The organism is Actinoplanes ianthinogenes, assembly GCF_018324205.1.
GTDB lineage: Bacteria > Actinomycetota > Actinomycetes > Mycobacteriales > Micromonosporaceae > Actinoplanes > Actinoplanes ianthinogenes.
In genome coordinates this window covers 8,921,787-8,944,831 of sequence record NZ_AP023356.1, presented here as the reverse complement: position 1 = coordinate 8,944,831, position 23,045 = coordinate 8,921,787, and the positions used below count along the sequence as shown (strand labels likewise).

Sequence of the window (23,045 nt, the reverse complement as noted above, 5' to 3'; positions counted from 1 at the left end):
AGCCGGACACCTGCTGCCCTTGGGGAACCCGCAGGCGTACGTTGAGCCCATGCGGCTTGCCGGAGTCATCGGCACACCCGACGACGCGGGTGTGCACGACCATGTCGGCTGGGCCTTCGACCAACCGGCCGACTTCCACACCCGCGCCGGCCGGTTCCTGTCCGCCGGGCTGGCCCGCCGGCAGCGGGTCGTCTACGTCGCGGGCACCGACGGTGCCGGCCCGGCCGGAATGCACGGCCTCGAGGCGGCACTGGCCACCGGCCAGGCACAACTGACGTCGGTGACGGCCATGTACAGCGACGGCGAACCGGTCGACCCGGACCGGCAGGTCGCCGCCTTCGCCGCAGCCGCCGGCCAGGCGCTGACGGACGGGTGGAGCGGGCTACGGGTCGCCGCCGACGTGACGTCCCTGGTCCGGACCGAACAGCAGCGAGCGGCGTGGGCGCGGTACGAATTCCTCATCGACCGGCACATCGCCCGCCACCCGCTCATCGGCATGTGCGGTTTCCAGCGCGGTGCCCTCGACCCTGCCGTGCTGGCGGAGGTGACCTGCGTTCATCCGGCGCTCAGCGCGGGATGCAGCGGCTTCCGTCTGTACGCCGCGGGTGACCCGGACACGCACGCGGTCCTGGCAGGCGAGATCGATCGAGCCAGCGGAGACCTGTTCGCCACCGCGCTGCGGCACGCCCGCCCCGAGCCCGCCGACGGCCGGCTGGTGATCGATGCGGCGGAGCTGGCCTTCGTCGACCATCACAGCCTCGCCGCGCTGGCCGATTACGCCACCGGACTCGGTGTCACCGCGGTGATGCACGCGGACCGGGACAGCGTTGCCGCCGCGATCGCGCGGATCGTCCCCATGGCTGGTCTGCGCGTGGTCGTGAAGGCATGAGAACCGGTGCCGCCACCGGCCACCCCGGCTACTTCCACGAGACCGCTTTCTACGGCTCCGACGAGGAGTTCCTGGGAGTGATCGTGCCCTTCTTCACCGGAGGGCTCGAGGCGGGTGAGCCCGTCGTGTCCGCCTTCGCCGCCCGCAACCAGCAGCTCGTCCGCGACGTCCTCGGCGAGGACAGCGGCATCCGTTACCTGGGTGGCGAGCAGCAGTACCTGCGGCCGGCCGCCGCGATCCGCGCCTATCGTGAGCTGTTCGGCGAGTACGTCGCGGGCGGCGCGAGGCAGATACGCGTCGCCGGTGACGTGCCGCACCCGGGTGTCGGCGCCCCGTGGGACGGCTGGGCGCGCTACGAGGCCGCCGTCAACGAGGCCTACGACGAGTTCCCGGTGTGGGGCGTCTGCCCGTACGACACCCGCACCGCACCGGCTCACGTGATCGCCGAGGTTCGCCGTGCCCACCCGTACCTCGCTCACGCGGGCGTACACGCTGCCAACCCCGGCTTCGAGGATCCGCTCGGGCTGCTCCGCGCGCCGCGTATCCACCACTGGCGCGACCCGCTCGAACAGGTGACGCCGGACGTCGAGCTGGTCGAGCCGACCAGCGCCCATGCGCGTACCGTGATCGCCGCGATCGCCGCCGGGAGCGACCTGCCTGCCGACAGCCACAGCGATCTGCTCATCGCGGTCAGTGAAATCGTCACCAACGCGATCGTGCACGGCCTGGCGCCGGTGGTGTTGCGCGCCTGGGCCGGACCGCACCGTGTGGTGGTCACTGTGAGCGACCGCGGCGCGGGGCCCACCGACCCTTACGCCGGGCTGCTACCGAGCCGGAAGGCGCCCCGTGGCGGCCTGGGCCTGTGGATCACCCATCAGACGTGCGGCTACGTCGGCCTGCAGAAGGGGCCGGGTGAATTCACCGTCCGGCTCGTCGCCGGCGAACTGTCCGCCGGCGGCGAGTAGTGCGTGCCGGCCAGGATCGCCGGCCTGGCCACGTCGAGCGGCCGTGGCCGTTCACCGGCCGGGACGTGGAGCTGCGCGCGGCCGCGGCGGCGATCCGGCCCGGTGCGGCGGGCATCGTGGTGGCGGGTCCGGCCGGGGTGGGCAAGACCCGGCTCGCCCGCGAGGTGCTGACGGCCGCGGCCGGTCGGCGTACGGACGTGGTGTGGGCGCACGGCAGCACGGCCGCCCGGCCGTTCCCGCTGGGCGCGTTCGCCGGACTGCTCACCGTCCCGCCCGGCGACGCGGCCGAGACCATCGGCCGGGCGCTCGGCGAACTCGCCCGGCGACGGCCGCTGGTGCTGGCCGTCGACGACGCGCACCTGCTCGACGAGCACTCCGCGATCGTGCTGCACCGCGTGGTGGTACGCCGGCTGGCGCCCGTCCTGGTCACCCTCCGCACCGGCGAGCCCGCTCCCGACACGGTGACGTCGCTGTGGAAGGACGACCATCTCCCCCGGCTGGACCTGGCCCCGCTGGACCCCGCCGGGACCGTGGGCCTCGTCGCCCGGGTGCTCGGGGGCCCGGTCGAGTCGGCCTCCGCGCACCGGTTGTGGACCCTGACCCAGGGCAGTCCCCTGTTCCTGCGGCATCTGCTGGCCGGGGAGGTGTCCGCGGGCCGGTTCACCCCGGCGTCCGGGATCTGGCGGTGGACCAGCGAGCCGGCGCTCTCCCCGGAGCTGACCGGCCTGCTGGAACGCGAGATCGGCGACCTCCCCGCCGGGTTACGCGACGTCGTGGACCTGGTCGCGCTGGCCGAACCGGTGACGATCCCGACCGTGTCCGCGCTGACCTCCCCCGCCGACCTGGAGGCGGCCGAGGACCGGGGGCTGGTGCGCACCGACGAGCGGGTCGTCCGGCTGGCGCACCCGCTGTACGGCGAGGTGCGCCGGGCCGCCATGGGCCGGCTGCGCGCCCGTCGTCTGCGCGGCCTCGTGGCGCGGACCCTGGAGGCGGCGCCGGACCCGATCCCGCGGGCGGTGCTGACCCTCGACTCCGACCTGGGTCCCGACCCCGCGCTGTTCCTGCGGGCCGCCGAGGCCGCCACCCGGATGTACGACCTGCCGCTGGCCGAGCGGCTGGCCCGCGCGGCCGCCGCCACCGGCGATCCGGTCGCCCGGCTGGTGCACGCCTCGGCACTGTCCTGGCTCAGCCGCGGCGAGGAGGCCGAGGCGATCCTCGTGGACCTCGCCGGGAACCCACCGGACATCGGGACGCGCGCGGTGGCGCACCTGCACCGCACCGGCAATCTGTTCTTCACGATGGCCCGGCCCGCCGAGGCGCGCGCCGCGCTCGCCGAGGCCGAGAGCACCGGCGCGGCCCCGATGCACGTCGCCGCGATGTCGCTCGCCCTGTCCGCCGCGACCGGCGAACTCCCGCTGGTCCTCGCCCGCGGTCCGCGGCTGCTGCACGATGACCTCCCCGACGACCTGGCTCGCATCCTGGTCGCCTCGGGCGTGTCCGCGGCGGCCGCCGTCACCGGGATGACCGGGCTGCTGGACGAGGCCGCGGTCGTCGGCGGGCTCACCGCCGACCGGGTGCCGACCGGCATTCCCGGATTCGGGCTGGCGGACTTCCAGGTGCTCGGGCACCGCCTGGCCGGCGCGCCGGAGCGGGCCGACGATCGGGCCCGGCGGATGCGGGCCGCGTCGGCCGACCTGCCGGGTCCGGCCCGGCTGATGGGGCTGGTCATCGCCGGGCACGCCGCCCTCGCCGCGGGCCGGGTCCGTGACGCGCTGCTGCCCCTGCGGGAGGCGTGGGCCGGGCTGGCGGACTCCGGGCACGAGTTCCGGTTCCGCTGCCGCACCCTGCTGGCGACCGCCCTGGCGCAGACCGGCCAGGCGACACCCGCCGCTCCCCTGCTCGCCGGCGTGGCCGCCGGACAGCATCCGGCCTACCGGCTCTATGCGCCCGACGATCTGCTCGCCCGGGCGTGGGGAGCGGCCGCCGAGGGCTCGACGACCGAAGCTCGGGGGCACGCCGTCGCCGCGGCGGGTCTCGCCCGGGAGACGGGCGCTCCCGCGTTCGAGGTGCTCGCCTGGCAGACCGCGGTCCAGTTCGGCGACGCGGGCGCGGCGCTGCCCCGTCTCACCGCGCTGGCCGGGCTCAGTCCGCGGGCCGCGGCCGCCTGCGCCCACGCCCGGGCCTGGGCGGACCAGGACGGGCAGGCGCTGTGTACGGCTGCCGACGCCTGGTCCCGGCTCGGTGACCTCGTCGCTGCGGGTGACGCCGCGGCCCAGGCCGCTGACGTGCACCGCGGGCAGAAGCGGCGGGGTTCGGCCCTCGCCGCCGCGGCCCTCGCCGGGAAGCTGGCCGAACGCTCCGGAGCCCGCACCCCGGCCCTGGCCGTCGCGGTCCGGCCGCTGCCGCTGACCGCCCGCGAGCGCGAGATCGTGGTGCTCGCCGCCCGGGGATGGTCGAACAAAGACATCGCCGAACGGCTGACCGTGTCGGTCCGGACCGTCGAAGGGCACCTGTACCGCGCCGGTCGCAAGCTCGGCGTCGCCGAACGCGGCGCGCTGGCCGGCGTCCTCGGGGTCGAGTAGCGCACTACTCGCATCGCCGGTGCCGCGCCGCGGCAGGCTGGCCTCAACCAGCCCGAGGAGGAGCCATGAACACCATCCACGTCCGGCCCGGCGAGGGACGGCACTACCCCATGATCGACGGGGACCACGTTCTCAAGGCGACCGTGGCGGACACCGCCGGGACCTTCGAGGTCTTCGAGATCGTCGCGCCCGCGGCGCCGATGGCGCCACCACACATCTCCCCCTGGACGGCCGTGCTGTTCCTGATCGAGGGCCGGGTGACCGCCCTGGTCGACGGCAAGGCGCACGACGTGGAGCCCGGCGGGCTGGTCGTCTTCCCGGCCGGGACGCCGAGCACGTTCGAGGTCGTCGGCGCATCCGCCCGCTTCGTGGCTATCACCTCCGGCGACGGTGCGGGACGCTTCTTCGCCGACTTCTCCCGCTCGGTTCCGGCGGACCGGCCCGCCGAGGAGTCGATGGCAGCGATCCTCTCGGTGACCCAGCGGCACGGCGTGGCCCTCGCCGGCGGCTGAGCCGGCGCGGCAGCCGCGTACCGGCCTCGACCCGGGCACGAACCGGGCCGGTGTCATCGACCACGGGTCGCGGTAGCGTGACAAGTTATGGCGCAGCCGCCGACCGGCTCGGGGAGCGCCGCGCAGGACATGCAGGGGCGCGGCGTCGAAGTCGTGGCATTGGTGACATCGGCGGGCGGCCTGGACGCGCTGTCAGCCGTCCTTCGTGGCCTGCCGCGGGACTTCCCTGCGGCGATCGTCCTCACCCAGCACCTCGGTGGACAGGGGAGCGCGCTGGTCGAGATCCTCGCTCGGCGAATCGCGCTTCCGATCCGATGGGCGCGCGGCGGTGACGGGATCGAGCCGGGGACGGTGACGGTGTGTCCGCCGCGGTCGGTGCTCGAAGTCCTGCCCGACTGCACGTGTGCGGTGCGCCCGGCCGAGAGCGTGCTCGCGGATCGGCCGCTCGACGCCTTGTTGACGTCGGTCGGGGACAGCTTCGGCGCTGCCTCGCTCGCAGTGGTGCTGACCGGGATGGGACGCGACGGCGCCGCGGGCGCCGCGGCCGTGCGCGCGGCAGGCGGGCGGGTGATCGCGCAGAGCGAGGACACGGCGGAGCAGCCCTCGATGCCCGCCGCGGCGGTGGCGGCGGGCGCGGTGGATCTGGTGCTGCCGCTGTTCGAGATCGGGCCGGTGTTGGTGGACGTCGCTCTCGGCCGGCGGCTGCCGCTTGCGCGCAGTGAGGCGGAGGCGATTCGAGCCACCTTCGGTAACGAGGGCGTGATGGCCGGCCAGGCAGCTGTGCTGGACTGGAGCCGCACGCGCCTCGGACCGGTCAGTGGGTGGTCACCGACGCTGAGATCCGTTCTCCGCGTGATGATGGCCAGCCCCGATCCCGGTTACGTGCTGTGGGGGAAGGACTTCCTGTGGTTCAACAACGACCACGCGCTTCCCTTCCTGCCGGGGCGTGAGGCCGAGGTGCTCGGGCGACCGACGCGCGAGCTGTTCCCGGAGGTCTTCGAGCAGTCTCGCGTCGTTTACGACCAGGTGCTGGCGGGCGCGTCGGCCCGCCACCCGCAGGCCAGCTACACCTACCTCGTCAACGGCCGGATGCGGCAGATCTGGTTCAACCTGACCGACGTCCCCATCTATGAGTTCGATGGGACGGTCGGCGGCATCCTGCGCACGATCACCGACGGCACGGCGGAAGTGCTGTCGGCCCGGCGGCTGGCGGTGCTCGACGCGCTCGCGAGCGCGCCCCGCGCCGGGAGCCGCCGGCAAGCACTCGCCGAGGCGCTGGAGATCATGGCAGGCTCGGCCGACGTCGTCTACGCCATCGCCTATCTCCTCGATGCCCAGGCAACAGGTGCGGGTCTGGTCGGCGCGGTCGGGGTGGAGGAGGGCTCGCCGCTGGCGCCCCGCCACTTGCGGCTGGCGCCAGGTGCTGCTTGGCCACTGGGCCAGTTGACCGAGCCGGTCACGGTCGACGACTTGGCCACGCGCTTTCCTGGACACGTCGTCGCCGCCGACCGGCCGGCACCCGAGATCGCCGTGGTGCACCCCCTCCATGACGAAGCCAATGACCGGGTGGTCGGGGCGCTGGTCTTCGGGGTCGACCGCTACCTGGTCTTCGACGAGGGGTACAGCGGGTTCCTGACTCTCGTCGCTGATGCCGTGGCGGCCCGGATGGCGGACGCGCACGCGCGGCAGCGGGAGCGAGAACGCCTGCAGCGCCTGGCGGACCTGGATCGGGCCAAGACGGAGTTCTTCTCGAACGTCTCGCACGAGTTCCGGACGCCGTTGACGCTGATGCTGGGCCCGCTGGAGGAGCTCGGCCGGGACGGCGACGGTCTCAAGCCGGAGCAGCGGGCCGATATCGACCTGGTGCGCCGGAACGCGCGCCGGCTGCTGCGGCTGGTCGGAACGATGCTGGACTTCTCGCAGATCGAGGCGGGACGCCTGCGGGCGACGTTCGCGCCGGTCGATCTCGCCGAGCGCACCCGGGAGATCGTCGCCCAGTTCGAGAGTGCCGCCCGCCGCGCGGGAGTGAGACTCGATGCCGAGATCGCGCCGCTGCCCGAGCCCGTCTGGGTGGACGCCGAGATGTGGGAGAAGATCGTTTCCAACCTGGTCTCGAACGCGTTGAAGTTCACCTTCGAGGGCGGGGTCCGGGTCACGTTGCGCGCGTTGCCCCAGCACGCCGAGCTCGTCGTCCGTGATACCGGGGTGGGCATTCCCCAGGAGGAGCTGCCGCACGTCTTCAAGCGCTTCCACCGGGTGCGGGACACACGTGCGCGCACGCACGAGGGGGCGGGGATCGGGCTGGCCCTCGTCGATGAGCTGGTGCGCCGCCATCACGGGCGAGTCCGGGTCACCAGCACCGTGGGAGAGGGGACGACGTTCACGATCTGGATACCCTCCAGGCGGCGGCCCGTGGCGTCGGACGCGGCGCCGTCGGCGGACCCGCCGTTGCAGGTCGCGGCCGCGATGGCCGAGGAGGCCTCGAGCTGGGGTGACGCACCCGCGGCGGAGTTGTTCGCCGACGACGGGACGGCCCGGCACGAGCTCGGCGGGTACGCCCCGGCGGCGCACATCCTGGTCGTCGACGACAACCAGGACATGCGTGACTATCTGGCGCGTCTGCTGGCGTCGCACTGGGAGCTGGCGATTGCGGCGGACGGCGCACAGGCCCTTGCCCTCGCGCGCCGCGACCCGCCGGATCTCGTCCTCGCCGACGTGATGATGCCGGGCCTGGACGGCTTCGCGCTGCTGCGCGAGCTGCGCAACGACGCGGGCCTGAGCGGGATCCCGGTCGTGCTGGTCACGGCACGGGCCGGTGAGGAGTCGGCGATCGAGGGCCTGCTGGCCGGCGCGGACGACTACATCGTCAAGCCGTTCTCGGCGCGCGAGCTCGTGGCACGTGTGGCCGGTCAGCTCGAGCTGGCGCGCACGCGGAGAGGCGCGTTCGAGCTGAACGAGTTCCTCGTCAGGTTCTCGGACACCGCCCGCGGCCTGTCCGAACCGGAAGCCGTCGCGGAGACCGCATGCAGGATGATGATCGAACGACTCCAGGCGCGCCGCGCCGCCTGGGTGGAGATCGACCACGAGACACAGGAGTACGTCGCCGACTGCATCGTTCTCGCCGACGGCACACGCGCCGAGCCTTCGCGTTGGCCGCTCGACCCGCACGACCCGTTCGTCTCCGACCATCTCGCCGGGCGATCTGTCGTCTATACCGACAGCACGAATGACCCGCGGATCTCCGCTCGGGTCGTGGACGAGATGGCGAGGCATGGGCTGGGATCGGGCATCGCGGTCCCGATCTACCTCGAGGGCGAGTTCCACGCGGTCCTCTCGGTGAGCGACCCGCAACCGCGGCTCTGGACGACCGAGGAGCTCGCGCTCGTCGAAGCGCTGGCGGGTCGTGCGTGGGCAGAGGCGGAACGCACCCGCGCCGAGGCGGCTCTGCGCGAACGCGACCGGCAAACAGCTGCGGACCTGAAAGCGATCACCGTGCTTTACGAACTCGGCAAGCAATGCGCCGATCCCGCACTCGATTTTTCCACCGGCTTGCAGGCCATCCTCGACACCGCCGTGGCGATGATCGGCGCCGACAAAGGCAATATCCAGGTGTTGGAGCCGGCGTCCGGCACCTTGAAGATCGCGGTTCAGCACGGCTTCGAGGCGCCGTTTCTCGAGTTCTTCGCCGAGGTGAAAGCCAACGATTCCGCGGTATGCGGCCAGGCGTTCGCCACGCGCGGACGGGTCGTCGTCGAAGACGTGCAGCAGAGCGATCTGTTCGCCGGACAACCGTCGCTCGACGTCTTGCTGGCGGCGGGCGTGCGCGCGGTTCAATCCGCGCCGCTCGTCTCCCCGGACGGCCGCGTGTTCGGGATGATTTCGACGCACTTCGGGGCGCCGCACAAGCCGGCCGAACGCGGATTGCGGATGATGGATCTGGTCGTGCGGCAGGCAGCCGATTACCTGGAGCGGCGGGAGGCCGAAGCGGCGCTGCGCGAGAGCGAGGAGCGGCAGGCGTTCCTGCTGAAACTGAGTGACGCGCTCCGGCCGCTCGGCGACCCGGCGGCGGTCCGGACGACTGCTGCCCGCCTGCTCGGAGAGCAACTCGGCGCGAACCGCTGCCTCTACGCCGAGGTCGCCGGTGACGAATGGCTTGTCGAAGATGCCTTCGAGCAGGACGTTCTCCCACTCCCATCCGGCAGGTACGACATCGCGCGATTCGGTCAGTGGATCGTTGACCGCCTCCGGGCCGGCGAGCCGCACGTCTTCGACGACCTGAACTCGGACGAACGATTCGACAGCGCCCAACGCGACGCGCACGCGGCGCTCTCCATCCACGCCTGCGTCGCGGTGCCGCTGGTCAAGGACGGATCGCTCGTCGCCGTCCTGGCCGTACACAGCACGGCCCGCGTCAATGGACTGACCGCGAGATCTCGCTCACCGAGGAGGTAGCCGAGCGCACGTGGGCCGCCGTCGAGCGCGCTCGATCCGAGCGCGCGCTCAGGCAACGCGACCACCGACCCTCGAAGGAATCGCCCTGACAGCTCGGCGCGTCAGACGTCAGCGGGGGCCGGTAGCGAGGCAGGCACTCAGCCGGCAACCGTCGCCGCGCTGGCGGTGACGAATCGGGCGACTCGCTCACGGACGTCGGCGTTCACGTTGACGAAGAGCAGCCGGACGTCGCCCGGTTCGTCGCCGCCGGCGCGTACCTGGCAGGTGAGTCCGACCGGCCCGTCCGGCAGCTCGATCTGCACCTCGATCAGCGCATCACGTTCGAGGTCCTCGAGGAGCTGCATCAACGAGTCCTCGCTCATCTCCTCCAGATCGACCGTCACGTGCGCACCACCCGCGGACAGATCGACCGTCCGGCCCGGGAACAGCTGCCCGGAGGGCAAAAGCACCACGGCCGGCATCTGCACCCGCACCCGCTCGGTCCGCCGCCGCTGAATGCCGCCGGCGACGCCGTCGATGCGCAGGTAGACACCCGGCAGGCCGCCCGCCGGCGGGGCGATCACCGTGCCGTCGATGCTGCATCCGCGGTTGTTCTGGGTCCACAACAACGTGGCGTCGACCCCGACCATCGCGAAACCGGTCAGCCCGAGGTGCAACGTGCCGTCGGCCTGACGGGTGGCCCGGCACGTGCGCGCCGCACCGCCGCCGAGCGACACACTGACCAAAGGCACAGCCCACGGCTGTGGTTGTTCCACCGTCGTACCCATCACCGTGCGGCCCTTCCCTGCGAACTGTCGCGCGAGCTTCCGTAGGAATATCGGCAGCTCGCGGCAGTGGTGAAGGCCCGGACCGACACGCGTGCCGGCGCGGTGCCCGCTCCCCGGGGCCGGCCTAGGGTCGCGATAGCTGCACGTTGTCGCGCATCACCCGGATTCGGACGGTGTAGGTCCCGGCCGCCGAGCCGGCCGATCCCGCCGGCACCATCGCGATCCTCCCCTGGCCGATCGCCACGGCGTCGAAGAGGTGGCTGGACGCCGCCGCGGCGGGATCGTCGAGCCGAAGGATGCCGGAGGGGTACTCGGTGACCCGCCAGGCGCCCGGCAAGTCCGGCGGTGTCACTTCGAGGCGGTCGCCGAAGCGGAGCACGACCTCGCCGTCCGGACTCTCGGGCCCCACTCTCCGAAGATGCGACACGACCGCGGCCCCCTCGCTGGAGACGGTGCGGGGCGGTCCGGCCGTGGCGCACGCCGGCACACCCAGCAGCAAAACGATTATCAAGTACGCCATAGGCGGGCGCCGTTCACTCATACCTGTCGGACGCCCCGGCGGCGCCTGAGTTCCCGTTCAGAGAAGATCCCATTCAGAAATTGTCGGAGCAAAGAGCTGATTGATGAACGATTCTGTCCACCCGTTACCCAAAAGGTCGATGCCGATCAATGCAAAAGGCGACCTAGCCTCGCTGGTGCTGGTAGGAATCGCGATCTTCGAGCAAGGGGGCTTGATGTCATGATGCGATTGCGACGTACCATCACCTTCCTGGCGGCCGGGTCGCTGGTCGCCCTTTCGCTGAATGTGGTGACCGGCTCCACCGCGGCCGCGGCGCCGTTCGGCTACGCGCAGCTCAACACCATCCAGAAACGGCTGGTTTCCGGGTTGCTCGCCGCCGAGCTGGGCGGGGTGCCGACGGCGCGGCAGGCGGCGCCGGCCGGGGCGTTCAGGCGGACCACCGCGACCTGCACCGACCATGTCGGCACCAACGTCAAGGTCAACCAGAACTGCCTGAACATCACCGACCCCGATCTGCAGGGCCGGGCGCAGGCGCAGAACGAGACCTGGGTGGCGGTCGACCCGAACAACGCCAACCACGTGATCGCCAGCTACAACGACTACCGGCGCGGCGACGGCACCTGCGGGGTGTCGTACTCGCAGAACGCCGGCAAGACCTGGGCCGACGCCACCACGCCCAACGGCTTCACCCGCGGCACCGCGTTCGGCGGCGCCCGGCAGTACTGGCAGGCCGGCGGCGATACGTCGGTGGCCTGGGACAGCCGCGGCAACGCGTACCTCTCCTGTCAGGTGTTCCTGCGCGGGCTCGTCGCGTCGGCCAACCCCGACCAGTCGAGTGCGTTCTACGTCTATCGGTCCACCGGCACCAACGGCGCGTCCTTCAACTTCCCGGGTCGCCCGGTGGCCGAGCACAACGACGTCGCAGGCGCCGGCGACTTCCTGCTGGACAAGCAACTGCTGACCGTCGACAACAGCCGGACCAGCCCGTTCCGCGACCGGGTCTACGTGACCTGGACGACGTTCGCCGCCGACGGCACCGGCTACATCTACGAGGCCTATTCGGCCGACTACGGCGAGAGCTTCAGCGCGCCGGTCCTGGTCAGCTCCACCAGCGCGCTCTGTGACAACACGTTCGGCCTGCCGACGCCGCAGGGCACCTGCAACGAGAACCAGTTCTCCCAGCCGTTCACCGCGCCGGACGGCACCCTCTACGTGACGTACGCGAACTTCAACAACGCGGTGGTCGCGCCGGAGAACCGCAACCAGATCCTGCTGTCGAAGTCGACCGACGGCGGGGCCAGCTTCTCGCCGCCGGTACGGGTGGGCTACTACAACGACCTGCCCGACTGCGCCACGTACCAGAACGGCGCCGACCCCGGCCGCGCCTGCGTCCCGGAGAAGGGCCCGTCCGCGAACTCGATCTTCCGGGCGAGCAACTACCCGATCGGCGCGGTGGATCCGACCCACCCGAGCCGGGTCGTGGTGACCTACGGCTCGTACCTCAACCGGAACTCCAACGAGACGACCGGGTGCACCCCGGCAGGTTTCTCGGCGGCCGGGACCAACCTGTACACCGGCGTCAAGACGACCTGCAACAACGACATCGTGCTGTCCGTCTCGACCAACGGAGGGGCGAGCTTCGTGAACACCGAGCCCCGCACCGCACCCGTGGTGACCACGGCCAAGGGCCAGGCCCGCAGCGACCAGTTCTTCCAAGGCGCCGCCTACACGCCCAACGGCGCGCTGGCGGTCAGCTACTACGACCGCCAGTACGGATCGGACAGCAACACCGGCTTCTCCGACATCACCGTGTCGCAGTCACGGAACGCGTCCAGCTTCCGGCACGACCGCGCCACGACCTCCAGCATGCCGCCGCCGACCCAGTTCAACGGCACGTTCTACGGCGACTACGCGGCCGTCGCGGTCACCAACCACACCGCGTACCCGGTCTGGTCGGACACCCGGCCGGTCGACCTGTTCCTCTGCCCCGGCACCGGGACCACCACCACTCCCCCGGCCGTCTGCCAGGCCGGCGCGGCCAACGCCTCGGTCGCCAACGACCAGGACATCTACACCGTCGGCGTACCGATCAGGTAGCACCACGTCGCCAACCCGAAGAGGCGGTGCCAATCATGCAACCACAACCCTCTTTCGTACGCGTACCGTCTGTGTCGCTCACCCGCATCGCCCGGCTGACAGCCCTCGCGGTGCCGGCGGTTGCGGCACTCCTGCTGATGACCGCCGTGCCGGCCGCGGCCAACGTCGCGCTCACCACGGTCAGCACCGACCCGTACACCGATGCCCAGGCGCAGCACCAGAGCGAGGTGGAACCGGACACCTTCGCGTTCGGCACCACCATCGTCTCCGCGTTCCAGGTCGGCCGGGTCTCCGGCGGTGGCGCCTCGAACATCGGGTGGTCGCGCTCCGGCGACGGCGGCGCCACCTGGACCAGGGGTTTCCTGCCCGGTATCACCACCAGCGGCGGCGGCACCTTCGGGCAGGCCAGCGATGCCGCGGTCGCCTTCGACGCCCGGCACAACGTCTGGCTCATCTCCAGCCTGGGCATCAGCGGTTCCACCGTGAACGTGCTCACCAGCCGGTCGACCGACGGCGGGCTGACCTGGGGCAACCCGGTGACCACCGCGACCGGGTCGCTGGACAAGAACTGGATCGTCTGCGACAACACCGCGAGCAGCCCGTTCTTCGGCAACTGCTACACCGAGTACGACATCACCACCGCCGGCGACTCGATCCGGATGAAGACCTCCACCAACGGCGGCGCCACCTGGGGCGCCGCCCTCGCGCCCGGCGGCAGCCACACCGGCCTCGGCGGGCAGCCGGTCGTCCTGCCCAACGGCCACGTCATCGTGCCGTACCTGTCGCTGTCCGACACGATCCGCTCGTTCCGCAGCACCAACGGCGGCGCCTCCTGGAACTCCACGGTCCAGGTCAGCGCGATCAGCCATCACGACCCCAACGGCGGCCTGCGCGAGGAACCGCTGCCCAGCGCCGAGGCCGACGCCGCCGGCACGGTTTACGTCAGCTGGTCGGACTGCCGGTTCCGCAGCGGCTGCCCGAGCAACGACATCGTGGTCGCCAAGTCGACGAGCGAGACGACCTGGGCCGCGCCGACCCGGGTGCCGATCGACGCCACCAGCAGCACGGTCGACCACTTCACGCCGGGGATCGGCGTCGACTCCAGTACCTCGGGTACGTCCGCACGGATCGGGCTGACGTACTACTTCTATCCGACCGCGTCCTGCACCGCGTCCACGTGCGTGCTCGACGCCGGGTTCATCTCGTCCACCAACGGCGGCAGCTCGTGGAGCAGCGCGACTCAGCTGGCCGGCCCGATGAACCTCTCCTGGATCCCGAACACCTCCCAGGGACGCATGTTCGGCGATTACATCTCCACCTCGGTACGCGGCGGCGGCAACGCCTACCCGATCCTGCCGGTCGCCAGTGCGCCCACCGGCAGCACACTGCATCTCGGCATGTCGGTGCCGACCGGCGGCCTCGCGGTCACCGGCGGCACCAACACCGCCGCGGCGGACGTGGCGGCAACCACATCCACCACCCAGCACCGCACCGTTCAAGCAACTGCACGGTGATTCTGATCGAGATCGCCGGCACAGCGCGCTCTGCCGCTGTGCCGGCGATCCTCGAGGCGCCGCGGCGTGTCACAACTCGCGAGGCTGTCCGGTCAACTCGGTGACAAGGCAGTGACAGCGAAAGGTTGTGGTTCGCATGAAGATCGCAGTGCTGGGCGGGACCGGCCTCATCGGCTCCCAGGTCGTCAGGTTGCTCTCCGACCACGGGCACGAGGCGGTGCCGCTGTCGCCGTCGAGCGGCGTCGACCTGCTCAGCGGCCAGGGGCTCGATGACGGTCTGAAGGGTGCCGACGTGGTGGTGAACCTGACCAACTCGCCCACCTTCGACGACAAGTCGCCGGACTTCTTCCGTACGACGATGGACAACATGGTGGCCGCCGCCCAGCGCCAGGGCGTCGGGCACGCGGTGATCCTGTCGATCGTCGGGGTCGACCAGGTGCCCGGCCTGGACTACTACCGGGCCAAGGTGTTGCAGGAGGACATCCTCAAGGCGGGACCGGTGCCGTGGTCGATCGTGCGGGCCACGCAGTTCTTCGAGTTCGTGCCCGCGGTGCTGTCGTGGACCTCCGACGAGCACACCGTGCGCCTGCCCGCGACGCCGGTGCAGCCGCTCGCCTCGGCCGACATCGCCGCCGAGGTGGCGAAGGTCAGCGTCGGCGCGCCGCTGAACGGCTACCGCAACGTCGCCGGCCCGGAGGTGTTCACGCTCGACGAACTCGGCCGGATCGCGCTCGAGGCGAACGGGGACCACCGCCCGGTCGTGGTGGACCCCACGGCGGGCATGTTCGCCGCGGTGCCGGGCGACGCGCTGATCGCCAAGGGCGACGCCCACCTCGCCGCGACCACCTTCGGCGAGTGGCTCGCGGCCAAGAAGTAGGCGATCCAGCGACGGCCCGCACCATCCGGTGCGGGCCGTTTGCCGTCGGGTGTGATCACCCGCGGTGCCAGCCGTGCAGTTTCGCCGGGTTCAGCACCATCCACAGCGTTGTCAGGCGCGTCGCGCCGCATCGGGCGGCGGCCACCACAGCCACGGCCGTGCCGTCCCGGCGGCGCAGCACGAGCCCGGGCCGCCCGTTCACATCCTCGACGCTCAGGTCGGTGCCGGGCCGGCCCAGCACACCGATGAGCAGCAGCGCCACCTCGCCGGCGCCGCGCACCGGACCCGTGGCCGCCGGCACCAGGCCGCCGCCGTCGCAGACGGCCACCGCGTCGGCGGCCAGCAGCGCCTCGACCGTGCCGAGGTCACCGGCGACGCACGCGCCGGCCAGACGGAGCATCGTCTCCATCAGCCACCCCTCATGGCCCGCTCAGCGGACGGCCGCGATCTTGTCCGGGTTCATCAGCCACAGCAGGTGGTCGATGCCGTCCGCCGACGCGGTGAGGGTCAGCACCGCCTTGATGCCGCCGGCGTGCTCCAGCACCGCGGCGGGCCGGCCGTTGAGGGTGACGAACCGGGCCTCGACACCGTCCCACCAGAACGAGGAGAACGCCGCCACGAATTTCGCGACCGGTGTGGCGCCCTCGACCACCCGGCGGGCCGCGTGCTTGGCGCCGTTGCCGTCGGTGATGCTGGCGACGTCGGCCGCGAACAGTTTCTCCAGGCCCGCGAGGTCGCCGGCGCGGGCCGCTGTGATGAACGCGCTCAGCAGCTCGCGCTGGGCCCCGACCTCGACGGGCGCCTTGCGCTGGCTGTTCACGTGCTTGCGGGCCCGGCTCACCAACTGCCGCACGGCGGGCTCGCTGGTCTGCAGGATGACGGCGATCTGAGCGTACGGATAATCGAACGCCTCCCGCAGCACGTAGGCCGCCCGTTCGGTGGGCGTCAGTTTCTCGAGCAGGATCAGCACCGCGAATTCGAGGGCGTCGCCGGTCTCCGCACCCAGGTAGGGGTCGGCTGAGGTGTCGACCGGCTCGGGCAGCCACGGACCGATGTAGGTCTCCCGGCGTACCCGTGCCGATTGCAGGTGGTTGATCGCGAGGCGGGTGGTGGTCGTGGCCAGGAACGCCGCCGGGTTCTGCACGGTGTCACGGTCGTAGTTCTGCCAGCGCAGCCACACGTCCTGCACCAGATCCTCGGCCTCGGCGGCGCTGCCGAGCATCCGATAAGCGATCCCGAACAGGCGCGGGCGCACCTGTGTGAACACGGTCGCGGCCTCGTCCAGGTCACTCAGTTCCATCGTCGTCCCCTCCGGTCGTCCCATCCTCAGACATCGACCGCGCCGATCCTCGCGCGGGCGCCGGTGTCACGACCGATGAGCAGGTCCGTCACCCCGAACGGTGCCGCCAGGGTGGGTGTCCAGTCCGGTTCCAGACTCAGGTAACTGACCGGGTCGGCTCTGAGCAGCCCGATCAGCACCTCCGCGACGATCCGGCCGCCGACCGGGCCCAGCCGGTCACCGCCACCGCGATGCTCGGCCTCTTTGAGGATGTAGAACCACAACGGCGTGCCGTGCGGCCAGTCGTACCCGAGCTCGTCCGCGCTCAGCGGCTGCGCTCCGATGACCGCGGCGACCGCCTCGCCGCTGGACAGGCCGGTGGTCTCGCCCCGGAGCAGGTCGCGAGCCGCCAGCGAGTGGTAGGCGCCGCCGGTGACCTGCGCGGGCAGCCCGATCAGGCCGGCCGCCAGCCGGCCGTCCAGGCGTTTGGCGCGCTGCGCGGCCGGCTGCCCGGGCACGTCGAAGATCTGCGCGAGGTCCAGCCGCCGGTCCGCGGGCAGCGGACCGAAACCGACCAGGTCCGGGAAGAGCGGCACCTGCGGGCCGTTCGCGATCAGACGGTACGCGTACCGGATCTGACCGTGCCCGTATCGGAACGCCGCGTCGGCGAACTCCAGCGGGATGAAGGCCTGCGACGGCGACGACGTGTACCACCGTGCTCCCTCGCTGAGCACCTCCTCGACCAGCTGGGCCCCGACCACCCGGGGCAGGAAGTCGTGCACCACGACCCATTGGTAGTGCCAGGTCAGGCAGATCCGCGCCTGATCGAAGACGTCGGCCGCCGGGACACCTTCGCGGCGCAGCCGGTCGACGATGCGATTGTGCGCGTGCAGCAACGCGACGTGCAGGCTAAGCGAGAACAGGTGGACGTCATTGCGGGGATCACCGATGAGCGCGACACCCTGGTTGTTGCGCGGCACGTCGGCGCCGTCCGCGCTGAGCAGGAACTTGTCCGGGTCCTCGCGGTCGAACAGGAACGGCGAGCCGATCGGGCCGTCCGCATAGACGGTCTCCAGGTTGAGTCTCGGGCTCCGGGCGTTGCGCGGCGCGGCGGCATCGGTGGTCAGCGGCGAACGGTCGGCGGTGATGTCGTGTGCCACCAGCTGACCGAAGAACGGCCATCCGGCGGCCTCGCGGCCGTCGTCATGGCTGCCCGGCGCGGCGAGGACCGCCGCGGCGTCGCAGATCCCGCCGGCGTCCCCGGCCCGCGTCAACTGCTCGGAGGCGACGCCCAGCGGATCGAGCCCGGCGAACATGCGCCCGTACCGGGCCGTCCCGAGCGGGCGGTCGGCGGCGCGTACCAGGCTGAGACAGTGATCAGGTGTCGTCATACCCACTAGGACCGGGCGCCCGGCCGGTCTGTGACAGCATCCCGGGCGATTTTCCTCAGGCGGTCAACGGGCGGCTACCCGCAGCGTGACCAGCGCGACGAGAAGGGCTGCCAGCGACTCGATCGGGACCGGCAGCAGCGGCGTGACGAGCGTGAGGAGCGCCGCACCGGGAAGCAGCAGCCGGTGCCGGCCGCGCTCCTCCGGGCGGATCAGCAGCAACCACAGGGCCAGCAGATAGACCGCCACCGGCACGGCGATCGCGTACCCCGCCAGCCTGCCGGTGACGTCGGCGGGATGGGTCACCCGGTCGACGGCCACGCTCAGACCGGCGCCGGCCGCGGCTGCGGCCGCGAACACGCAGTAGTGCCCGTATCCCCAGGACAGCGATGCTCGCAAGGAGGCGAACCGGCGGCGTACCGGCCGGTCGAAGTACAGCCACCACAGGGCGAACACGATCACCACGGCGGCGACGGCGAGCCGCAGCAGTCCGGCCGGGTGCTGCGCCGTCTTGTCGAGGCCGTCGCGGAACGCGATCGTGGCAGCGGCGACCGCTTCACCCAGGACCATGAGCGTGAACAGGCCGTACCGTTCGGCGATGTGATGCGGGTGATAGGTGGTCGGCCCACCGGGAGCGAGTTCCGCCCACACCGGCACGGCGAGCTCGGCGACGACGAGCAGCAGGAACACGCCGAGCGACCACTCGTGCGGCGCGAGCAGGCTCAGCAGCCAGAGCCCTTGCGCCACGGTCACACCGGTCGCGTACCGCAGCGCCGTCCGGCGGCGGGGCGCGTCGGCCTTCGCGGCGCGCAGCCACTGCGTGACCAGGGCCAGCCGCATCACCACGTAGCCCGCGGTGACGACCTGGTAGTCGCCGTCGGTGAACGCGGGACCGACACCCGCCGCGAGCACCAGCACACCGGCGATCTGCACCATGGTGACCAGCCGGTAGAGGTCGTCGTCGGTGTCGTACGCCGACGCGAACCAGGTGAAGTTCATCCACGCCCACCAGATGGCGAAGAACACCATCAGGTAGCTCCGAAGGCCGTGCGCGACGTGGTGCCCGGCGACGCTTTGGTGCAGCAGCGCGGCCGCCTGCGCGACGGCGACCACGAAACACAGGTCGAAGAAGAGCTCCAGCGGCGTCGCGACCCGGTGCGGCTCGTCGGCGCGGCGCGCTCTCATCGGCCGCAGCCGGCCGGGAACAGTCGAGGTCATGTCATGCAGGACCGGAGAACACCCGGGTTCGTGACACCCGGCGAGCCCGCCGGCTGTCCACTTTGGTATTGACACGCCGCTCGCCACCATATTTAGCTTTCCGTGCTCGTGTCGTGCACTCGCAGTACGCCGCGAAACGGGGAGGACACGCATGCGCGCTCGTGTATCGGGCCGGGCCACCCGCACCGCCGGATTCCGGGCGCTGCCGGTCGTGCTCGCCGTCCTTGTGATGGTCGGCAGCGCCCAGGCCGCGCCCCCGGCGGCCGGGGCCGGAGCGGCCGGGTCGTCCTCGGACCTTGCCGTGGTGCTGCCGAGGATCGACTGCGCGGCCCTCGCCGGGCAGGACCTGTCGGGAACTCCCGGCGCCCCGGCGGTCATCGGGTCCGCGACCGAGACGACCTCGCCGGACGGCTCGGCGGCCTGCGAGGTCAAGGGAACCGTCGCGCCGCAGATCCAGTTCGACGTGTTCCTCCCGACCACGACGTGGCGGCAGCGCTATCTGCAACTCGGGTGCGCATCGCTCTGCGGGTCCATCGACTTCTACGCCGACGCGTCGGACGGGTGCGTGCCGCTGAGCCGTGGCGACTTCGTCCTGGCCACCAACAACCAGGGGCACGTCGGCGTCTCCGGCTTCGACGCGACGTTCGGCGCCGACCCGCAGCTACGGGTCGACTTCGGCTACCGGGCCGACCACGTCGTCGCCCTGGTCACCAAACGGATCATCGCGCTCTACTACGGGCGGGGCCCGCGATACTCCTACTTCGACGGCTGCTCGCAGGGCGGCCACGAGGGGCTGACCGAGGCGCAGCGCTACCCGCACGACTTCGACGGCATCGTCGCCGGCGCCCCGGCGTCGCTGCTCACCTCGCTCATCGTCTGGTCCACGGGCTGGCACGCCACGGCGAACACCGACGCGCGGGGGCGGCCCATCCTGACCGCCGCCAAGCTTCCCGCGCTGCACGCCGCCGTCCTGCGCGAGTGCGACGCGCGGGACGGGCTGGCCGACGGCCAGATCGACGACCCTCGTGCCTGCGCGTTCGATCCGCGGAGTCTGCGCTGCCCGGCGGGCACCGACCGGGCGGACTGCCTCACCGACGTGCAGGCTGAGGCCGTACGCAAGCTTTATGACGGGCCGCGCGATGAGCGGGGCCGGCGGATGTATCCGGGCGGTGAGCCCGTGGGCTCGGAAGCGAACTGGGCCCACTGGGTGACCCCGACCGCCGGCGGTGACCCGGCCGTGGCCGAGCGCAACGCGACGAACGCGCTGAAGTACCTCGCCTACCCGTCCGCCCGGCCGGCGATGACGCTGCACGACCTGCACTTCGACTCGGCGACATTCGCCGAGATCTACCAGCGGGCCGGCATCTACGACGCGAGCGATCCCGACCTGACGGCCTTCCGCGCCGCCGGCGGGAAACTGCTGCTCTGGCACGGCTGGGCCGATCCGGCGATCTCGCCCTACGGGACGATCGCCTACTACCATGCCCTCGTCGAGCGGATGGGCGGGACGGACGCCACGCAGAAGTTCGCCCGCCTGTTCATGCTGCCGGGCGTCGCCCACTGCGGTGACGGCCAGGGACCGGACGCGATCGACGCGCTCACCCCGGCCATGGCCTGGGTCGAGGACGGCGTCGCACCCGACCGGCTCGTCGCCACGAAGCGCCAGGACGACACCGTCGTGCGGACCCGGCCGGTCTACCCCTATCCGGCCGTCGCCCGCTACGACGGGAGCGGCAGCATCGACGACGCGGCCAACTTCGCCCGGACGGCGCCGCCCACGCGGTACCGGGACGACATCGCCTGGCTCGGGTCGTTCCGCTCCGGTTACGAGCAGACCTGCGGCTGGCGCAACGGCCGCTGGATCTGCACCCCAGGACGGTAGGACGGCCGGAAATACGTTTCTCCGATTGCTTGCGCTCCCTAGGATCTCCGGTGTTCAAAGGGGATGACACGTGAGCGATTTCCAGCAGTTCGTAGCGGATGTGACGACCCGTCTGTCCACGATGTCCAAGGGCGAGTTGTACGTGGCCGGCGACGGCCTCGACCGGGACTCCCTCTGGCTCACCTTTCTCGATTCCTTCCCCGCCGGCACCAATCTCCGATTCCGTGAGCGGTCCGAGTACGACTGCTCGACCTGCCGCGGTTTCATCAAGAACTTCGGCACCGTCGTCGAGATTCACGACGGACAGATCCGCACCCTATGGTCCGGGGTGTCCGCAGCCGACCCGGTCTTCTCCGTGGTCGCCGCCGCAATGGACGCATTCGTCAGGACGCTGCCGTTGTCCACCGTCTTCCGGTCCACCCAGACCCAGTACGGCACGAGGACGACCCGGACGCTGCGTGACGGCCAGGTCGAGGTGTGGCACCACCTGCACGGCCCGGTGGCCAAGCGGCACCGCACCGAGGACGTCGGCGCGGCACAGGGCAGCTTCGACACCACGGTGCAGGTCTTCCAGCGCGGCCTGGCCGAGCTGACCCGGGACGCCCTGGACACCGTCGTCGACCTCATCGACGACAACGCCCTCTACCGCGGCGCGGAACATCGCCGGGCGGTGACCGAGTTCCGGTCGCTGCAGAACCGGTGGGCGCAGGCGAGCGACGCACGAGCCTTCGTGTTCGCCAACGCCATGAACCCGGCGGCCCGGTTCCGCAACACGGTGATCGGCACCCTCGTCCAGGATCTCTCCGCGGGCGTCGACCTGGAGCAGGCGGTCCGGTCGTTCGAGACGAAGGTGGCACCGCACAACTACCAGCGGCCCAAGGCGCTGATCACCCCGGCGATGGTCAAGGCCGCCATGAAGACCATCGACGAACTGGGCATCGAGGAGTCGTTGCAGCGACGGTTCGCCCGGCTGTCCGACGTGTCGGTCACCAACGTGCTGTGGGTCGACAACGACACCCAGTCGCGCATGAAGGACGGCATCGAAGGGCTGCTCATGCAGGCCGCCACCACCGGGTCCTCGGGTGCGCGCCTGCGTGAGGCGAAGCCGGAGGAGATTCCGGTGGTCACCTTCATGAAGGACGTCCTGCCGGCCGCCACGAGTATCGACCTGTGGGTCGCCAACAGCCACGAACCGCACTTCGTCAGTCTCACCACCGGCCGGCACCCGGCCGCACCACGACTGTTCCTCTGGGACAACGAATTCGCCTGGTCCTACGGCGGCAACGTCACCGACTCGATCAAGGAGAAGGTCAAGCGGGCCGGCGGCAACGTCACCGGCAAGCTGCGGGTGAGCCTGTCCTGGTTCAACCACGACGACCTCGACCTGCACGTGTTCGAGCCCAACGGCGACCACATCTGGTACCGGGAAAAGCGCAACAAGCTGGACGTCGACATGAACGCGGGCGGGGCGTTCTCCCGGGAGCCGGTGGAGAACGTCACCTGGGCCGGCAAGGTCCCCGACGGCGAGTACCGGATCGAGGTGAACCAGTACAACAAGCGGGAGAGCAGCGGGGTCGGCTTCGTGATCGAGACCGAGAGCAACGGGAGGATCGAGCACTACCGCTACGAGCAGGCGGTCGGCCACCAGCAGACCGTCGAGGTGGGCCGGATGACGGTCACCGGCGAGGTGATCACCGCTTTCCGGCCGGGCAAGGACATGCGGCGGGGCAACGCGGCCAAGGACGTGTGGGGCATCACCACCGAACAGTTCGTGCCGGTGTCGACCATCATGTACTCGCCGAACTACTTCGACGACAACGAGGTCGGCAACCGCCACTACTTCTTCATGCTGAAAGGGTGCGTGAACGACCAGCCGACCCGGGGGATCTACAACGAGTTCCTCCGCCGCGACCTGCAACCGCACCGCAAGGTGTTCGAGGTTCTCGGCGACCGCACCAAGTGCGAGCCGTCGGCGGATCAGCTGTCCGGCCTCGGCTTCAGCTCCACGGTCCGCAACGCGGTGACCGCCAAGGTGACCATGACCGGCGGCCGGCGCCGCCTCATCAGCATTCAGTTCTGATTTCCTGCCCGACATCCGAGAGG

General features: G+C 71.1%; 16 protein-coding genes. 10 read left to right on the top strand and 6 right to left on the bottom strand.

The window, feature by feature from the left end:
* The first annotated feature begins 49 nt into the window (after positions 1-49).
* From Aiant_RS40405 to Aiant_RS40385, 5 genes are all read left to right on the top strand, one after another.
* A complete protein-coding gene (locus Aiant_RS40405) occupies positions 50-889 on the top strand; it encodes an MEDS domain-containing protein (RefSeq protein ID WP_189329929.1) in 840 nt (279 codons plus the stop codon).
* Positions 886-1,854, top strand: coding sequence for an anti-sigma factor RsbA family regulatory protein (locus Aiant_RS40400; protein WP_189329928.1), 969 nt, complete (start codon positions 886-888; stop codon positions 1,852-1,854). The genes Aiant_RS40405 and Aiant_RS40400 overlap by 4 nt, the downstream gene beginning before the upstream one ends.
* Positions 1,855-1,919: 65 nt before the next feature.
* On the top strand, positions 1,920-4,436 hold the full coding sequence (locus tag Aiant_RS46770; protein WP_280528244.1) for a helix-turn-helix transcriptional regulator: 2,517 nt from the start codon (positions 1,920-1,922) through the stop codon (positions 4,434-4,436).
* Between the two features lie 65 nt (positions 4,437-4,501).
* Entirely contained in the window at positions 4,502-4,948 is a 447-nt protein-coding gene (locus Aiant_RS40390; protein WP_189329926.1) for a cupin domain-containing protein, read from the top strand.
* 87 nt (positions 4,949-5,035) lie between these two features.
* Positions 5,036-9,400 (top strand): chemotaxis protein CheB, encoded by a 4,365-nt coding sequence (locus Aiant_RS40385; RefSeq protein WP_212846725.1) that lies wholly within the window; start codon positions 5,036-5,038, stop codon positions 9,398-9,400.
* 137 nt (positions 9,401-9,537) lie between these two features.
* On the opposite strand, the gene Aiant_RS40380 is transcribed toward Aiant_RS40385, so the two are convergent.
* Positions 9,538-10,131, bottom strand: coding sequence for a PilZ domain-containing protein (locus Aiant_RS40380; RefSeq protein ID WP_229829954.1), 594 nt, complete (start codon positions 10,129-10,131; stop codon positions 9,538-9,540).
* Positions 10,132-10,291: 160 nt separating this feature from the next.
* The gene (locus Aiant_RS40375; protein WP_189329923.1) at positions 10,292-10,576 is read right to left on the bottom strand and encodes a hypothetical protein; all 285 of its coding nucleotides are present in this window, start codon (positions 10,574-10,576) and stop codon (positions 10,292-10,294) included.
* Between the two features lie 339 nt (positions 10,577-10,915).
* On the opposite strand from Aiant_RS40375, the gene Aiant_RS40370 reads away from it, so the two are divergent.
* The 3 genes from Aiant_RS40370 (at position 10,916) to Aiant_RS40360 (ending at position 15,175) form a co-directional block, all read left to right on the top strand.
* Positions 10,916-12,784 carry a sialidase family protein gene (locus tag Aiant_RS40370; RefSeq protein WP_212846718.1) on the top strand — a complete coding sequence of 623 codons (1,869 nt, stop codon included), beginning with the start codon at positions 10,916-10,918 and terminating at the stop codon, positions 12,782-12,784.
* A 71-nt stretch (positions 12,785-12,855) separates the two neighbouring features.
* A complete protein-coding gene (locus Aiant_RS40365; protein ID WP_189329921.1) occupies positions 12,856-14,298 on the top strand; it encodes a sialidase family protein in 1,443 nt (480 codons plus the stop codon).
* A gap of 136 nt (positions 14,299-14,434) precedes the next feature.
* Positions 14,435-15,175, top strand: coding sequence for an SDR family oxidoreductase (locus tag Aiant_RS40360; RefSeq protein ID WP_189329920.1), 741 nt, complete (start codon positions 14,435-14,437; stop codon positions 15,173-15,175).
* 55 nt (positions 15,176-15,230) lie between these two features.
* Here Aiant_RS40360 and Aiant_RS40355 read toward each other — a convergent pair whose 3' ends face one another.
* The 4 genes from Aiant_RS40355 to Aiant_RS40340 all read right to left on the bottom strand — a co-directional run bounded on the left by Aiant_RS40355 (position 15,231) and on the right by Aiant_RS40340 (position 19,027).
* Entirely contained in the window at positions 15,231-15,584 is a 354-nt protein-coding gene (locus Aiant_RS40355) for a sigma-70 family RNA polymerase sigma factor family protein (RefSeq protein ID WP_189329919.1), read from the bottom strand.
* 21 nt (positions 15,585-15,605) lie between these two features.
* The gene (locus Aiant_RS40350; RefSeq protein ID WP_189329918.1) at positions 15,606-16,475 is read right to left on the bottom strand and encodes an RNA polymerase sigma-70 factor; all 870 of its coding nucleotides are present in this window, start codon (positions 16,473-16,475) and stop codon (positions 15,606-15,608) included.
* A 26-nt stretch (positions 16,476-16,501) separates the two neighbouring features.
* On the bottom strand, positions 16,502-17,845 hold the full coding sequence (locus Aiant_RS40345; RefSeq protein WP_189329917.1) for a peroxidase family protein: 1,344 nt from the start codon (positions 17,843-17,845) through the stop codon (positions 16,502-16,504).
* A 63-nt stretch (positions 17,846-17,908) separates the two neighbouring features.
* The gene (locus tag Aiant_RS40340) at positions 17,909-19,027 is read right to left on the bottom strand and encodes a low temperature requirement protein A (protein WP_229829953.1); all 1,119 of its coding nucleotides are present in this window, start codon (positions 19,025-19,027) and stop codon (positions 17,909-17,911) included.
* Between the two features lie 184 nt (positions 19,028-19,211).
* On the opposite strand from Aiant_RS40340, the gene Aiant_RS40335 reads away from it, so the two are divergent.
* A complete protein-coding gene (locus Aiant_RS40335) occupies positions 19,212-20,942 on the top strand; it encodes a tannase/feruloyl esterase family alpha/beta hydrolase (RefSeq protein ID WP_189329915.1) in 1,731 nt (576 codons plus the stop codon).
* Positions 20,943-21,012: 70 nt separating this feature from the next.
* Positions 21,013-23,022: a hypothetical protein gene (locus tag Aiant_RS40330; protein ID WP_189329914.1), complete on the top strand. Its 2,010-nt coding sequence runs from the start codon at positions 21,013-21,015 to the stop codon at positions 23,020-23,022.
* Positions 23,023-23,045 lie beyond the last annotated feature (23 nt).